The organism is Paenibacillus sp. 7541, assembly GCF_002276395.1.
In the GTDB taxonomy this organism is placed as follows: domain Bacteria; phylum Bacillota; class Bacilli; order Paenibacillales; family Paenibacillaceae; genus Paenibacillus_AQ; species Paenibacillus_AQ campinasensis.
In genome coordinates this window covers 1-14,837 of the sequence record NZ_NQLZ01000010.1, presented here as the reverse complement: position 1 = coordinate 14,837, position 14,837 = coordinate 1, and the positions used below count along the sequence as shown (strand labels likewise).

The window sequence follows — 14,837 nt, the reverse complement described above, 5'->3', positions numbered from 1 at the left end:
AAAAGGTGAGGCGCTGTTTGTTTATCAGATGATCATCTCTTCCTTACACCTTCATTATAAGTGAAAAAAATCACAATATATGTGATTTAAATCACATTATACTCAAAATTTTAAATGTTTATTTTTGGACTATAGCCAACTCGCTGGTTTTTCTTATGACAATACAGACAAAGCCCGTCATTTATGATTAAATGAATGTTGAAGTTTAAGTAAGGGTCTGAACTTACGCATGGGAGTGCGAAGCTAGGGGGAGAACGATGAGTCACAATGCCAATACACGAACGAAGTTAAGGTCGGTCTGGAAAATAGCGCTGTTATCCGCCGCAGCAGTTATGCTGCTGTCTGCCTGCAACAGCAATCCGAAGGAAGAGTCGCAGCCGGAAATCCCGGTCGCCGTGGAGACACCGGTTGAGGAGCCGGCAACGGCAGAGGGCGAGGCACCTTATACAGCTCCGCTGACAGGCATGCCATTGGAGGAGCCGGTTACGCAGCGGCCGCTTGCAGTCATGATCAACAACGCGCCGGCGGCCAGACCGCAGTCCGGTCTGGGACAAGCGGATATCGTGGTCGAGGTGCTGGCAGAAGGCGGAATTACGCGACTGGTCGGCATCTATCAGAGCCAGAGCGGCATCGATACCATCGGTCCGATTCGCAGCATCCGCCCGTATTTGATCGATCTGGGCGAGAGCTATGGCGGATTGTTGGTCCATGCCGGCGGAAGCCCGGAGGCCTATGCGATCATTCAACAGCAGGGCAAGGCAGACCTGGATGAAATCGGAAACGCAGGTGCCTACTTCTGGCGGGACAGCTCCCGGAAGGCGCCGCATAATCTCTATGCCAGTGACGAGAAGCTGCGTGAAGGCGCGGACAAGCTTGGTTACAGCAGCGAGGTTCCAATTCCTGAATACACGTTCTATCCATCGGAGAATGCGGAATCCGGGGATGCGGTGGCCGTTTCGGGAGCGGAAGGCGGAGAAGCAGCAGCCAAGGTGGAGCTTACCTTTTTACTGAAAAATTATGTGGTCGGTTACGAATATGACCCGGAAGCCAACGTGTACAAGCGCACGATCAACGGCAACCCTCATATTGACCTGAATGATAATGAGCAGCTCAAGGCATCGAATGTGATGGTGCTTGGCGCTGATCATAAAGTGCTGGATGATGTTGGCCGTTTGGCCATCGACCTCGAACGCGGGGGCGAAGCAATGCTGTTCCAGAATGGCCGGGCGATCAAGGGGCAATGGGTCCGGGCTGCGGGCGATGTCATTCGTTTTGTGAAGGACGGGCAGGAGGTGCCGTTCGTTCCAGGCACAACCTATTTGAATATTGTTCCGAATGATCCTCCTTTTGAGAGCCATCTTACGATTACGAATCCGTAAGGGAGCGTAAGGATGAAACGCGGCAAATCGGGCACATTATGACAGAAATTACACTTGTTTTAACACCCTGTTTATGTCATGAATGATAATGAATGAGATTTCTGAAAATTTCTTTTCTATACACAGCTTCCATCGGATGTGATAAGATAATCAAGGTTGTCTAGACATCTTACCGTTTGCGTTCGCGGCGATTATCCACAAAAGGGGTTAAAAAGCACATGAGACTAAAGAAGAAAGATATATTCTTTCAAACACTGGAAAATATGGCCGATACGATCGTACAAGCCGCCGATTATTTCTCACAGCATGTGACCAAGCTTGATGATGTCCTTGAATTTGCGAATGAGATGAAGAAGTATGAATCGAAGTGTGATTCGTTCACACATACGATCATCACTGAACTCAACAAAACATTTATCACACCGATCGAACGCGACGATATTATGGATCTGGCAACCAGCATGGATGATGTAATGGACGGACTAGAGGCGACGGCATCCCGGTTCTATATGTATCAACTGGGTCAGCCGGATAATTACATGATTCAATTTGCAGAAATTTTGCGTCAGTCTGCTTATGAGATTCAGAAGGCGATTCATCTTCTGTCGGAGAAAAAGCTGCTGGCCATACGGGAGTACACGATCCGCCTGAACGATCTGGAGAACCAGGGGGATGAACTGCTCCGCATCTGCACGAAAGACCTGTTCGCCTCCGTATCTGATCCGATTGAGCTGATCAAGCGCAAGGAAATTTATGAGCGCCTTGAGACGACGACGGACACCTGCGAAGACGTAGCCAATATGCTTGAATCGATTATCATGCGTAATTCGTAAGGGAGTCCTGAATTCATGGAAACAACAATGCTTGTATTAGGTATCGTTATTTTTCTCGCTTTGGCGTTCGATTTCATTAATGGATTCCATGACACGGCCAATGCGATTGCCACTTCTGTATCGACCCGGGCACTGAAGCCCAGAACAGCGATTCTGCTTGCCGCTTCGATGAACTTTATCGGAGCGATGATGTTTACCGGTGTTGCCAAAACGATTGGCGGCAGTATCGCAGATCCGGCCGATCTGGACAACGGAATCCAGGTCGTTATAGCGACGCTGCTGTCGGCGATTATATGGAATCTTGTCACCTGGTGGTTCGGACTGCCGTCCTCCTCCTCGCATGCGCTGATTGGCGCCTTGGCCGGTGCCGTATTCGTTGGGGCGGGCAATGACAAGCTGAACTATTCCGGATTTACGGACATCGTGCTGGCGCTTATCCTGTCGCCGATTATCGCTTTTGTTGTAGGTTACAGCGTCATGCAGCTGCTGAAACTGATCTTTGCCAGACGGAGCCCGCATACGGTCAACAAAGGCTTTCGGACGATGCAGATCTTCACGGCGGCGCTGCAGTCTTTTACGCACGGCACGAATGATGCACAGAAAGCGATGGGCATCATCACCTTCGCGCTTGTAACCTCAGGCAAGCTGCAGGAGATGGAAGTACCGCTGTGGGTTAAAATATCCGCGGCAACCGCGATGGCGCTTGGTACATCGGTTGGCGGATGGAAGATTATTAAGACAATGGGAACGAAAATTTTCAAAATCGAGCCCATCAACGGGTTTGCAGCCGATTTTTCGGCGGCGTCGGTTATTTTTACAGCCACGCTGCTGCATCTGCCGATCAGCACGACACATGCCATCACGTCAGCGATTCTCGGCGTAGGGTCCGCGAAGCGGTTCTCGGCGGTGAAATGGTCGCTTGCCGGGCGTATCGTGGTAACCTGGTTCATTACGATTCCGATTACGGCGGTGCTTGCAGGCCTTATATTTAAGCTTCTTTTTTAGGTTTACATGACCATATAGAATGATGAACTATATAGAGGTACATGCCCCAAAGCCATTCGATGGAACGAATTGGCTTTTTTCTTTGCTTGGCGATATGATGAAGTGTAATCGATGCCGAAAGGAGACCGTACACTGTGATTCGTACACTGGCTGTCACCAAAAATCATGAAGTCGTCACAGGACTGCCGCTGGACCAAATGGATAGGAACGAGTATGAATGGATTTGGGCGATTTCAGCGGGCCGACACCGGAGGAAGCGAATTTGCTGGATGCCTACTTCCACTTTCATCCGCTGGCGGTGGAGGATTGCCTGCATACTTTGCAGCGGCCGAAGCTGGACTATTATGATGAGACGCAGTTTTTTGTGCTGCATGCGCTGCATCCGGATACGCTTGAAGCGGTTGAGGTGGATATTTTCCTCAGCCCATCCTGCATTGTATCCTTCCATCAGGATCATCTGCAGGAGATGGACGATGCCTGGGAGCGTGTAACGGCGATTGCGCGAGGCGGCAGTTTGGCGAGTTTTGGCCCCAGTTTTACGGCGTACACGATTATGGACAAGCTGGTGGATCAGTATTTTCCGGCCTTATTTGCGATTGAGGACGAGCTGGGTGAGCTGGAGAGCCAGGGGGAAGAACGGGATTCGATTGAGGATATGATGAACCAGGTGTTTGCCCTCAGATCGAGGCTGCTCCGGCTGCGGCGAACGGTGGTGCCGATGCGCGATCTGCTGTACCGGATTGTGAACTCGCAGCATTTGGAGAAGCACGCGCACCATGCTTATTTTTCCGATATCTACGATCATCTGCTGAAGCTGACTGATATGATCGAGGCTGACCGGGAGATGACCTCCGATCTCAGGGACAGCTACATCTCACTGAACTCCAACCGGATGAACAATATTATGAAAACGTTGACCGTGATTACGACCATCTTCATGCCGCTGACGCTCATTGCAGGCATTTACGGGATGAACTTTGAGGTGATGCCGGAGCTGGGGTGGCGGTACGGGTACCTGTTTGTACTGCTTCTGATGCTGTCGCTTGCAGGCAGCATGGTGCTGCTGTTTGTCCGCAGAGGCTGGTTTAAATAGGCGGCAAAAGGGTAAAGGCCCCAGAGGGGGGGAGCCTGATGAAGCAAGAATCATGCAAACAGACGGATAGCCATCAGAGGAACGAATATGATGAGGCGCCGCCTCGCTTGCGGGCGCTGCGCCGGATTCGGCAGTCTTTACGACGCAAGCGCAGGCTGACCGTGACCAATCGGTACGAGGCCGGGATGATGATCAGCGAGCTGTTCACGGGCATGTTATTTGTAGCCGGGAGCATATGCTTATTTTATCCGGGTACGAGGCCGATCCCGCAGGTGCTGTATTTATTAGGAAGCATCTCGATGCTCCTGAGGTCTGGCATTCGGGGCTCGTACTGGTTCCGCCTGAAAGCGATTGACCGCGATGACAAGGAAGCGGCAGAGGATGCCGCGAACTGGAGCCGGTAATCGGTATGTAGGTAGAAACCCGCCCTAACAGGTATAGCATCTGCCAAGGGCGGGCATTGTGGAAACATGGAAGCTGCTCTCTGCCGGGAATGGGAGGAGCTACGCGCTTCGCTTTTTTGGCAGGCCCGTTTATCCCCGGCGTTTGCGTCTTGCTGCACCCGAGGATTTGCCAGCGCTGCCGGTTCGCTTCGTGCCGGATCTGCGGCGGCGTCTGCGGACCGTGTACTCGATAGCATCATCGTCGTGATCGGTATGGGCGACAGGCGGGGTTGCGGCTTTCTTTTTGCCCAGGGCACCGGTCAGCAGGGAGATCATGGGGGCCATTTGCTGTACCCCCTGCATGATTTTCTGAACTTTGCCGATATTAGCCATGATGCCGTCAATGCCGCCCATCCGGTCGATGAGGCCTTTGACATCATTCATGTTGTTGATGCCAAGACCGGACAGCAGCCCGCCGCTGCCACCGCTGCCGCTGCCTCCCCCGAACAGGCTGGACAGTCCACCCGAGCTGCTGTCGGGAGCCAAAGCCGCTGTGTTCATGGCTGTATCCGCTCCCGGAACCGGTGAGGCACTCGCCGGAATATCGGTGTAAGGATACACCGAGGAGGCTCCTACTTCGGGATATTCGCTGTATGGAGAGATGCCCGGGTAAGGCGTCGATGGCGGTGTTTCGGATGGCAGTGATTCATTGAGCGATCGTGTGGAAGCAGACCGTCGGTGATAATAGTGCGAATGACCAGACATGATATCACTTTCCTTTTTTGATTGATACTATACTGTATGATGAATGCCTACAATGGGTTTAGGCGTATGCCCGAATTGGCGGGATAGGAGCTGAATCGGGCGAGCGCCTATAGGGACTGCGGGGGATGAAGGCAGAAGCAGGATGCGCCTTGGCGGCCGGATTCGAGATGCGGTTGCCTGGCCGGGTGGAGTCCTGCAGTGCGTGAAATCGTTAATGCTTGAAAAGACTGTATCCGCTCGGGTACAATGAGTATGCGAGTGTTATACACAGTAACAATAGGGGATGATCATCCAGTGCAGTTGAAGAAGTTAAATGATAAAAGTATTGATCAATTATTCGAGGCGATTTTGACGCTGAAAAATATCGAGGAATGCTACATATTTTTCGATGATCTCTGCACCGTTAACGAAATCCAGTCCCTGTCCCAGCGGTTAGAGGTGGCGCGGATGCTGGGCAAGGGTTGCACATACAACCAGATTGAAGCAGAAACCGGAGCCAGCACGGCCACCATTTCGCGCGTGAAGCGCTGTTTGAACTACGGGAACGACGGGTATAAAATGACGTTGGAGCGTCTAGGCCGCTAATGAGCACCATCAAGCCGGGGGTACTGGTTATCAGTCACGGCTCGCGTGAGCCGAAGTGGGTGTCGCTGGTGGACGAAGCTGTCGGGAAGCTGGCAGCCCGGCTCGATATGCCGGTCTATTCCTCCTATCTTGAGCTGGTGGAAGGGCGGCTGATTCAAGATGGCATTACCGCGCTGGAGTCTAAGGGCGTTACCGATCTGCTGGTCATTCCGCTGTTTATATCGGCAGGAAGCACACATGTGGATGAAATAGCCTACGCGATCGGCGCGAAGGACGTTCCCGAGCTGGAGACGGAGCTTGACCTGTTTCAGGTTCAGGCTCGTGTTCATTTTGGCACACCGATGGACGATGATCCGGACGTTGCCCTGATGGTATGGGATAAAGTTAAAGCGCTGTCGGTTCAGCCGGAGAAGGAGGTTGTGCTCCTTATCGGTCACGGCAGCAGGCATGGCAGTTTTCGCCGACGCTGGGAACAGGGCATGTCCTCGCTCGGCCGGCGTGTTAGCGAAATAAGTGGTACCAACGCGGATTATGCTCTGCTAAGTCCCGGCGATGTCCGGGATAAGGCCATTCTTTGGAAGGAGCGCGGCTGCGATGTCATCGTGGCTCCGCTTTTTTTAAGTGAGGGGTACTTTACGGAGAAGGTGATACCGGAGCGGCTCGCGGGTCTTAATTGCCGCTATTCGGGTCACACGCTGCTTCCTCACCCGCTGCTTACGCAGTGGATGGAGTCTCAGGCGGTCCATCTTCTGCAATCCTTGAATTTGTAAATAGGTGGCGTATCCTTGATGAGAAATGCAAGATTGATATATAACCCGACCTCCGGGCGGGAGGAAATGAAGCGTAGGCTGGCCGACATTCTGGATCGGCTGGATGGTGCGGGTATCGAGGCCTCCTGCCATGCAACAACGGGGGAGGGCGACGCGACGCGCGAGGCAGCCGAGGCGGTAGAGCGAGGCTATGATCTTGTCATCGCTGCGGGCGGTGACGGGACGCTGAACGAGGTCATCAACGGGATGGCGGGCAAGGATAACTTGCCTCCGCTCGGGATCTTCCCTGTAGGAACGACCAATGACTTTGCACGTGCGCTTGGCATTTCGAAGAACTGGGAGGAATACTGTGACCTGGTGATCCGAAACCAGACGCGGGCGATTGATGTCGGGAAGGCCAATGACCGCTATTTTATCAATATTGCCGGAGGCGGCACGCTGACCGAGCTGACCTATGAGGTTCCAAGCAGGCTGAAGACGATGATCGGACAGCTGGCTTATTATTTGAAGGGAATCGAGAAAATGGTCAGCCTGGCGCCGCAGGAGCTCATGATTCAGGCCAACGGCCATATGCCGATTCATGATGAATTCATGCTGTTTCTCATCGCCAACAGCAACTCGGTCGGCGGCTTCGAGAAGCTGGCTCCGGGAGCCAGCATCGACGATGGCTTGTTCGATGTCATCGCGCTGCGCAAATGCAATCTGGCCGAGTTCGTCCGCGTGGCTACACTCGCCCTGCGCGGTGAGCATGTGCATGACAAGAAGGTGGTTCACTTCCGCACCGACTATATGGAGGTGGTCTCTCCGGGACAGGTTCAGCTGAACCTGGACGGCGAGTTTGGCGGTGTGCTGCCCGGCACGTTCCGCATTCTGCCGCAGCATCTGCGTATTTTTGCATGATGATACGTGAGGGTGAACTTGGAAGTTGCCGCATGCATGGTGGACGTTCAGTCGTGGAAGATTGCGATGGTGGACGGCAGTATGAGCGGTAGGTTGAAAATTGCACTGGCGGCAAGGGAACCCGGACCGCCCGCAATAGATTGAATATGGAACAACGCTCCCGTATAATGATGGACGGAGAGTAGTGTAGTGGCAAGGCTCCCTTGAGGGAGCTTTTTATTTTGACGGGATCTGGCTATGCTGGTTATATGGTGTGGAGAGTGTAACCGGAAGGCCAGGTTCATGGGTGTCAGTTGTGAGAGTGGAAAGCAGCGGCCATATGAGGCCGTTCGATAGAATAACGGTATTGATAGAACAAGTGTACTGATAGAACAAGAGTACCGATAGAATAAACGACAGCCCGCGCGTTCGGGGCGATCATATATCATGCCTTTGATGAATAGGCAACATATGAACAAGTTAAATGAAAGAAGTGACAATCCATTATGAACAAAAACCGCAGTGGACGCAAAGCGCGCCCCGGCAGCCCATCAGCAGCATCGGCAGCGCTTGCCGGACTGCCGGTTGCGAAGAACGATGAAGTGGTCATCGATATTATCGGAATGAATCATGACGGAGAAGGCGTGGGCCGCGCCGACGGCTATACCTTGTTCGTGCAGGGAGCACTGCCGGGAGAGAAGGTCCGTGTCAAAGTACTCAAGACCAAGAAACAGTACGGTTACGCGAAACTGCTGGAGCTGGTCGAAGCGAGCCCAAGCCGGATCGCTGCCCCATGCCCGATCTATGACCAATGCGGCGGATGCCAGCTGCAGCATATGGACTACACCGCACAGCTTGACTGGAAGCGCCAGCTGGTGGTGGACAACCTGGAGCGGATCGGGAAGCTGACGGTGCTTCGGGAGCCGCAGGTATCAGGTGAGGCAGAAGAGGGGGAACAGGCAGAACTCTTGGCAGGGGAAGCTGCTGGACGGGGCGATTCCGCTAGCTTGGATCAGGCAGTGGTAGGCGTAGGCCAATCGGCAGAGGGATCAGTGACCGGGAGTCAAGCCACAGGGAAACTCTCCGCAGGAGAGAATGCCACAGGAAGTTTGACAGCCGGGGCTCAATCCACAGAAGATCCAAGGGACGGCATTCGGGTTCTTCCGACGCTTGGCATGAGCAACCCGTGGCGCTATCGCAATAAGTCGCAGGTTCCGATCGGTGTAACGGAGGGCGGCCTTGTCGGCGGTTTCTATGCCAGAGGCAGTCATCGCATTATCGATATGGAAGCCTGCCTCATTCAGCATGAGCACAATGACGAAGTGGTGAGCCGCATTAAGGAGCTGGGCCGACGTCTTGGCATTACCGCATATGATGAGGAGACCGGGAAGGGGCTGCTGCGCCATGTGGTGGTGAAGATCGGATTTGCCACACAGGAGATGATGATTGTCCTTGTGACGAACGGGGACCGGATTCCGCATGCAGATGAATGGATCGCAGCTATCCGCAAGGAGCTTCCTGCTGTCGTCAGCATCTGCCAGAATGTGAATACGCGCAAGACGAATGTCATCTTCGGCGATGTTACCCGTGTATTATGGGGAAGCGAAGTCATTCATGACTATATTGGGGATGTGAAGTTTGCGATTTCGGCCCGATCTTTCTACCAAGTGAATCCGGTTCAGACGGAGGTCCTGTACAGCAAAACGGTGGAGTACGCCGGACTGACCGGCAACGAGACGGTCATCGATGCCTACTGCGGCATTGGCACGATCTCGCTGTTCCTGGCCCAGCATGCCAAGAAGGTATATGGCGTTGAAATTGTAAAAGAAGCCATCGAGGACGCCCGCGCCAATGCGAGATTGAACGGGATGGATCATGTCGAGTTTGCGGTCGGCGCCTCTGAGGATGTCATTCCGAAGTGGAAAGAGCAGGGCATCGAGGCCGACGTCATCGTCGTCGATCCCCCGCGCAAGGGCTGCGACCCTCGCCTGCTGGACACGATCCTGCAGATGAAGCCGGAGCGGGTCGTGTATGTAAGCTGCAACCCTTCAACGCTGGCCCGCGATTTGCGGATTCTGGAAGACGGCGGCTACCGCACCGTCGAGGTGCAGCCGGTGGATATGTTCCCACATACGGTGCATGTGGAGAGTGTTGCGTTACTCGTTCGAGAATAATACAGATCGAAAACCCCTTTTATATCAAGGGTTTTAGATGTGTAACCGATTGTTGGTTCTGAATATAACAGGTGAGGGTATAAGCAAATGATGTGAAATTTGATGTGAAACTTCATGTTAATCTCCAATAAATAGTGATAATTTCTACACAAAAATAGACACTCAGCAAAATTAACCGAGTGTCTTTTTGCTATTCTTTTCTTTACGTGTGGAAAACAGTGAATCCAATTTATCGGCCGCTGCTTGGTCAGCGGATCGTAAAGCATGGCCGTGTATGTTCATAGTTGTCGTTATATTTCCATGTCCTAGCCGTTCTGAAATAATCTTAGCATGAACTCCTTGATTAATCAGCAACGTAGCCGATGTATGGCGTAAATCGTGGAAGCGAATATATCGTAATCCATTTTTCATTATGAACTGTCTAAACCAAAGATATGGACGCTCATGGTGAAACGGTGTTCCGTCCGGATGTGAGAAGACGAAGTTCCATTCCCTGCCTTCAATATCTCTTCCATTCCATGCATCACCAAGCTTGTCTCTTTCTTTAACTCTATAGGCGTAATATTCCCTCAGTTCCTCAAGAACAGAAGCCGGCAGCGCAACTTTGCGTTTAGAATTTTTAGTCTTGGGTTCTTTGATGAAGAAGAATCTGTTGCGACAAAAGCTTCTGGAAATATCACGGAAGGTGGTAGACACAGCCGTTATGGGTGAAGACCCCGACGAAATGTTACGGAGTTTGCAAAAGTCCGTTTTTGAGTTGAACACTAGTGGAAGTAAGGATAGCAGCGACCCTGAACGCGATGTAGAAGAGTGGGTTGACTACGTAATGAAAGGTTGCCCAGGATCCCGCCTTAGCATTCGGACTATTAACCGGCATGAGCACGATTGATGGAATGACAACGGGCTGGCACAGGAAGGATTTTTCAGTAGTAGGAGCACGGACTAGTATGGGGAAGACTGTGTTCGTAATTGAAATGTTTCTACGCCTAAGCAACGGTTATAAGTGCGCTATGTTCTCCCTCGAAATGTCCAAACAACAGTTATACTTTCGGATGATGTCCAATTTGATGCAGGTTAATTTCGAACTGTTTAGAACGGGAAGGTTGGCTCCGAATCATTACCAGAACATGCAAAAGTACAAAGACGAGCTAAAGAAGCTCTATATAGACGCTACGAGGGCGGTTTCCGCAGACTATATCGCGGACGAAATGCGAAGACTTAAACGAACACAGGGGCTTGATTTCGTAGTAGTGGACTACTTGCAGGATGTTAAAGAACAAGGCGAGATCAACGATAACGGTGGCAGCGCACTGGCGAGGGTATGCCGGAAACTTCGGGCAGCAGCAAAGGAATGTGATTGTCATGTGATGGGGTTGTCCCAAGTGGTGCGTGGCGTAGAGGATCGCAAAGATAAACGTCCTGGTAATGCAGACTTATCGGGGAGTACAGGTATAGAAACGAACGCCGATGTTATAGCCCTTCTGTACCGGGATATTACGATCCGAATAGTGAGAAACAAAACATTCTGGAAGTCAATTTTACCAAGCAGCGTAACGGAAAATGCGGAAAGGTGGAATTGCATTATGACCGAACCACACAGCGTATCACTGAATTACGCCGAGGATAATGAACAACTTATAGCGCGATATCAAGATATGCTGATTCGGCAAGTTGAGGCAGCTTATCAAAAAGGCGAAATGGAGCCTGATACTTATTTGAACTTTTTAAGCAGGGTTTGTGAAGCTAATACGAGGGGAGAAATATACGATCATTTCGAGGGATTATTCAATGAACTTGTTCAATATCATGAGAATCGATTGCGAGAAAATATAATCAAAGGCGCTGAGTACCTTGAGCAGATCGGCCCTGCCCATCAGAAATATGAATTGGCGATGTCGAAGTACAACAAATTGTGTAGCCAATTATATGAAAATAAGGAACGAAGAAGATTAGTTCAGCGAAGAATGAGAATAACTGAATTGTTTCCAAAGCAAGCCTGATAGAAAAATTGTCTGGAGGGGTGAAAGCTTTGAATGATATTTATTGCTGGAATATAAGAAAACAAGAGCCACACTTATGAGCGTAAAAAGCAAAGTGACTGATGAAGTAGAAATGAAACTGCTGAACAGTATGTTATCCGATGTTCAGTTTGCAATTGATTGGATTAAAAAGGTCGTAATCCGGGCCCTAAACGGGGTATACACCGACGATCAGGAAGATAAGGAGAAATTTCTTTCGATCCACTGCGAATGCAATCATACGCCCAGCCAGCAGCTTGCGGAAGCCCTACAACATTGTCAGAGTTTGAACGGTTTCAGATTGAGGATGCACTTTCTACATTAAGCGAGAGAGAAGCAAGCTTACATTCTACATTTTGGTCTTTGCTTCAGTTTGCGGCAGGTGGCTCTTGAGATGGGTATTACCAAAAGCGCAGTTCAGACGATGCTAGAAAGATCAGAAAAGAAAATTGCAGACAACAAAGCAAGTAGTTTATTTCTTGTAGGGTAGCTTGAATTATGGCAAAATGAAGAAAAGATTAAAAAGTGGGGGTTAACATTAATTTGAAAAGGAAACAGTTTCCGGACAGAAAAGATCTTACTTATTGGATTTTGATGTTAATATTCTCGATTATCTTTTTAATCACCCTCTATACAGACAATCCGTCATTGGCTAATTCTAAACTATCTTTTGCTTCAACACTTTCTTCCATTGCACTAGCTATTATAGCTATACTCTTTTCTTTCAGTCTTCAGACAACTCTAACCAAACGGCAGATTTGACTGGTAAGATTAATGAATTGATTCATAACATAAATAGCTTGCAGAAGGTTAGCGAAACTTTGGAAAAATACAATGATGAGAAATTAAGAGAAGTGGATGAGATAAAACATGATGTTCAAAAGGCCATAAATGACCTCGAATTCAAAATTAAGGGGAACCAGGGGGATGGACCAGAAGCCCCTCAAAGAATTGTTGATGCTAAAGATAAGACAATACAAGAATTGGAGAAAATTAAGAGTAAAAACAATTTTTTCAGCTCGATTACAGTTTTAGGTCCAAATGCATTATTAAGTACTATTAAGTCATTGCAATCTAAAAAAAGAGTCGTGCATATACAAGTACTGTGGGAAGCTATATACAACCAAAAGCTTGATATATCGATGAGAGAATTAAAAGCACTTTTGAGAAGGCTTGAAGAACAAGGCAGCATTGAAGTAGTTGGAGGAGTAGGCTCTCAAGGTTTCATAAAATTAAAAGATTAAATAACAATAAACGCATTAGTTAAAAAAGTCGTTGGGGACTGACCCCATAGCGTGAGACAAATTAAAACACCTTCAAGAGAATGCAGCCATGTCGTAAGATATGGAGGCAACCTTGGAGGTGTTTTTGCGTTGGCAACTAGAGTAAGCTACCCGATAGAAGTGAAGATGAAAGCCATCGAAATGAGATTAGCTGGCATTCCCGTAAAAGAAGTCATGGAACAACTGAATATACGAAATAAGACACAAGTGGAAACCTGGATGAGATGGTACCGTAAGGGAGAATGGAATCGGTTAGAGCAGCCTGTGGGTAAACAGTATGGCTACGGGCAAAGGGCCTGAATATACTTCAGAAATGGAGAAAGTAAAGGCTGAGAATCGGTTTTTGAAGCAACAATTAGATCTGCTAAAAAAGTACAGGGAAATGGAAAGGAGGTGTGCCCGAAGATTGTAGTAGAGTGGGTGGAGTCCATTCGAGGGGACGTCAGTGTGAGCCAAGCGTGTGCATGGATCGGAATTCCTCGTGCCACTTACTGTCGCTGGAAAGCCGCCTATGGAGTAGCTACAAAGATCACATGGTGGAGAAAATTCGTGAACTCGAAAGATCATGGAATGCTTCGGAGAGAGCACAGGATTAACCACAAACGTGTACAGCGGATTATGCAGAACGAGGGGCTGCAATGCCGTGTTAAAGTGAAGAAACGCAAACCTACGGGGCAACCAGCCTACATCGCAGAACACCTGTTAAAGCGTCAATTCGAGGCCGATGCCCCCATGCAAAAACTACAGATATTACGTATTTGCCGTTTGGCGGAAAAACGTTATACCTGTCGAGTATTTTGGACTTGTTTAATGGAGAGATTGTGGCCTACAGTATAGCTGACAGCAAGACACGGCATTCGTGCTGGACACACTGGGCCAGTTACCCGATCTGCCAGGCACGGTGCTCCATAGCGACCAGGGCAGCGTGGCGTATCAAGAAGCTGTAAAGGGAAAAGGCATTACCATGAGCATGTCCCGCAAGGGTACACCCGCTGATAATGCCCCCATCGAATCGTTTCATTCCACGCTAAAGTCTGAAACGTTCTATCTCGAAGGTTTAACTTGTACGACGACGGCAATCGTCGAACAAACCGTTCAAGACTACATTACTTACTATAACTCAATTCGCATTCAAACAAAACTAAATAACCAGTCGCCGGTTCATTTCCGGCAACTGGCTGCTTAGAACTTGAAAGGTGTTTTGATCCCTGTCTCACAAACAGGGGTCAGTCCCGTCTTTTAAAGATTCATTTTTTTCAGAAATTGTATTTTTCAGGATTTCTAAAAAAGTCAAGATAATTATATCTTCCAATAGGATCAAAGGTCTTTCTATTCTCATTGAACTCCAAAACAATTACTTCTCCACTCAGTCCAGAATTAGGTTCTGTTTCAACTATAGCTATTCTGTTCTCGGCTAACTGGACAACTAACTTGCTGGCGTATGATGGAGAATCAGGAGCATTATTATTAAATGAGGGGCCTGGCTTAAGAGCGATCATTATAAGACAAATTAAGATTCCAATTAGAATAATTGATTTGCTTTTTTCTTGCATTGCTTCTCCTCCCAATTAAGATTTTCTGAGTCCCTACATATAAAAACACATTGGTATCAAATAAAGTTTGGTTCATTTAGAGAACTTTTTTGATATTTTGTATAACTTTTCTATTTT

15 protein-coding genes and 3 pseudogenes are annotated in these 14,837 nt (G+C 49.4%); 15 read left to right on the top strand and 3 right to left on the bottom strand.

Annotated features, from left to right (window positions below; all coding sequences use genetic code 11):
• Positions 1-257 precede the first annotated feature (257 nt).
• The 5 genes and pseudogenes from CHH75_RS06065 (at position 258) to CHH75_RS06045 (ending at position 4,714) form a co-directional block, all read left to right on the top strand.
• Entirely contained in the window at positions 258-1,379 is a 1,122-nt protein-coding gene (locus tag CHH75_RS06065; protein WP_095397723.1) for a DUF3048 domain-containing protein, read from the top strand.
• Between the two features lie 218 nt (positions 1,380-1,597).
• On the top strand, positions 1,598-2,212 hold the full coding sequence (locus CHH75_RS06060) for a DUF47 domain-containing protein (protein WP_095265641.1): 615 nt from the start codon (positions 1,598-1,600) through the stop codon (positions 2,210-2,212).
• Between the two features lie 15 nt (positions 2,213-2,227).
• Complete coding sequence (locus tag CHH75_RS06055) at positions 2,228-3,217, top strand: inorganic phosphate transporter (RefSeq protein WP_095265640.1); 990 nt, start codon at positions 2,228-2,230, stop codon at positions 3,215-3,217.
• Positions 3,218-3,351: 134 nt separating this feature from the next.
• Positions 3,352-4,310 (top strand): annotated as a pseudogene (corA, locus tag CHH75_RS06050) (magnesium/cobalt transporter CorA).
• Positions 4,311-4,348: 38 nt separating this feature from the next.
• Positions 4,349-4,714 (top strand): YrhK family protein, encoded by a 366-nt coding sequence (locus CHH75_RS06045; RefSeq protein WP_095265638.1) that lies wholly within the window; start codon positions 4,349-4,351, stop codon positions 4,712-4,714.
• Positions 4,715-4,843: 129 nt separating this feature from the next.
• Here CHH75_RS06045 and CHH75_RS06040 read toward each other — a convergent pair whose 3' ends face one another.
• Positions 4,844-5,458: a hypothetical protein gene (locus tag CHH75_RS06040; RefSeq protein ID WP_095265637.1), complete on the bottom strand. Its 615-nt coding sequence runs from the start codon at positions 5,456-5,458 to the stop codon at positions 4,844-4,846.
• 294 nt (positions 5,459-5,752) lie between these two features.
• Between CHH75_RS06040 and CHH75_RS06035 the strand changes: the two genes are divergently transcribed.
• The 5 genes from CHH75_RS06035 to rlmD all read left to right on the top strand — a co-directional run bounded on the left by CHH75_RS06035 (position 5,753) and on the right by rlmD (position 9,866).
• Positions 5,753-6,043 (top strand): YerC/YecD family TrpR-related protein, encoded by a 291-nt coding sequence (locus tag CHH75_RS06035; protein ID WP_095265636.1) that lies wholly within the window; start codon positions 5,753-5,755, stop codon positions 6,041-6,043.
• Complete coding sequence (locus CHH75_RS06030) at positions 6,043-6,813, top strand: sirohydrochlorin chelatase (RefSeq protein ID WP_095265635.1); 771 nt, start codon at positions 6,043-6,045, stop codon at positions 6,811-6,813. Before CHH75_RS06035 ends, CHH75_RS06030 begins: the two co-directional genes overlap by 1 nt.
• Before the next feature lie 18 nt (positions 6,814-6,831).
• Positions 6,832-7,713: a diacylglycerol kinase gene (locus CHH75_RS06025; RefSeq protein WP_095265634.1), complete on the top strand. Its 882-nt coding sequence runs from the start codon at positions 6,832-6,834 to the stop codon at positions 7,711-7,713.
• A gap of 18 nt (positions 7,714-7,731) precedes the next feature.
• A complete protein-coding gene (locus tag CHH75_RS25210; RefSeq protein WP_255222978.1) occupies positions 7,732-7,857 on the top strand; it encodes a hypothetical protein in 126 nt (41 codons plus the stop codon).
• A 341-nt stretch (positions 7,858-8,198) separates the two neighbouring features.
• Entirely contained in the window at positions 8,199-9,866 is a 1,668-nt protein-coding gene (gene rlmD, locus CHH75_RS06020; RefSeq protein WP_095397722.1) for a 23S rRNA (uracil(1939)-C(5))-methyltransferase RlmD, read from the top strand.
• Between the two features lie 171 nt (positions 9,867-10,037).
• Here the strand turns inward: rlmD and CHH75_RS06015 are convergent, their stop codons facing one another.
• A complete protein-coding gene (locus CHH75_RS06015; protein ID WP_255222977.1) occupies positions 10,038-10,562 on the bottom strand; it encodes a site-specific integrase in 525 nt (174 codons plus the stop codon).
• Between the two features lie 179 nt (positions 10,563-10,741).
• Here CHH75_RS06015 and CHH75_RS06005 point away from each other — a divergent pair, with 179 nt between their 5' ends.
• The 5 genes and pseudogenes from CHH75_RS06005 to CHH75_RS05990 all read left to right on the top strand — a co-directional run bounded on the left by CHH75_RS06005 (position 10,742) and on the right by CHH75_RS05990 (position 14,353).
• Complete coding sequence (locus CHH75_RS06005; protein WP_095397720.1) at positions 10,742-11,866, top strand: replicative DNA helicase; 1,125 nt, start codon at positions 10,742-10,744, stop codon at positions 11,864-11,866.
• A 76-nt stretch (positions 11,867-11,942) separates the two neighbouring features.
• On the top strand, positions 11,943-12,209 hold the full coding sequence (locus tag CHH75_RS24790; protein ID WP_095397719.1) for a hypothetical protein: 267 nt from the start codon (positions 11,943-11,945) through the stop codon (positions 12,207-12,209).
• A 15-nt stretch (positions 12,210-12,224) separates the two neighbouring features.
• Positions 12,225-12,374 (top strand): annotated as a pseudogene (locus CHH75_RS25535) (sigma factor-like helix-turn-helix DNA-binding protein); the annotation flags it as partial.
• A gap of 310 nt (positions 12,375-12,684) precedes the next feature.
• Positions 12,685-13,128: a hypothetical protein gene (locus tag CHH75_RS05995; RefSeq protein ID WP_176475481.1), complete on the top strand. Its 444-nt coding sequence runs from the start codon at positions 12,685-12,687 to the stop codon at positions 13,126-13,128.
• A 129-nt stretch (positions 13,129-13,257) separates the two neighbouring features.
• Positions 13,258-14,353: pseudogene (locus tag CHH75_RS05990) on the top strand (IS3 family transposase).
• Between the two features lie 70 nt (positions 14,354-14,423).
• Here the strand turns inward: CHH75_RS05990 and CHH75_RS05985 are convergent.
• Complete coding sequence (locus CHH75_RS05985) at positions 14,424-14,720, bottom strand: hypothetical protein (protein ID WP_095397717.1); 297 nt, start codon at positions 14,718-14,720, stop codon at positions 14,424-14,426.
• Between the last annotated feature and the right edge of the window lie 117 nt (positions 14,721-14,837).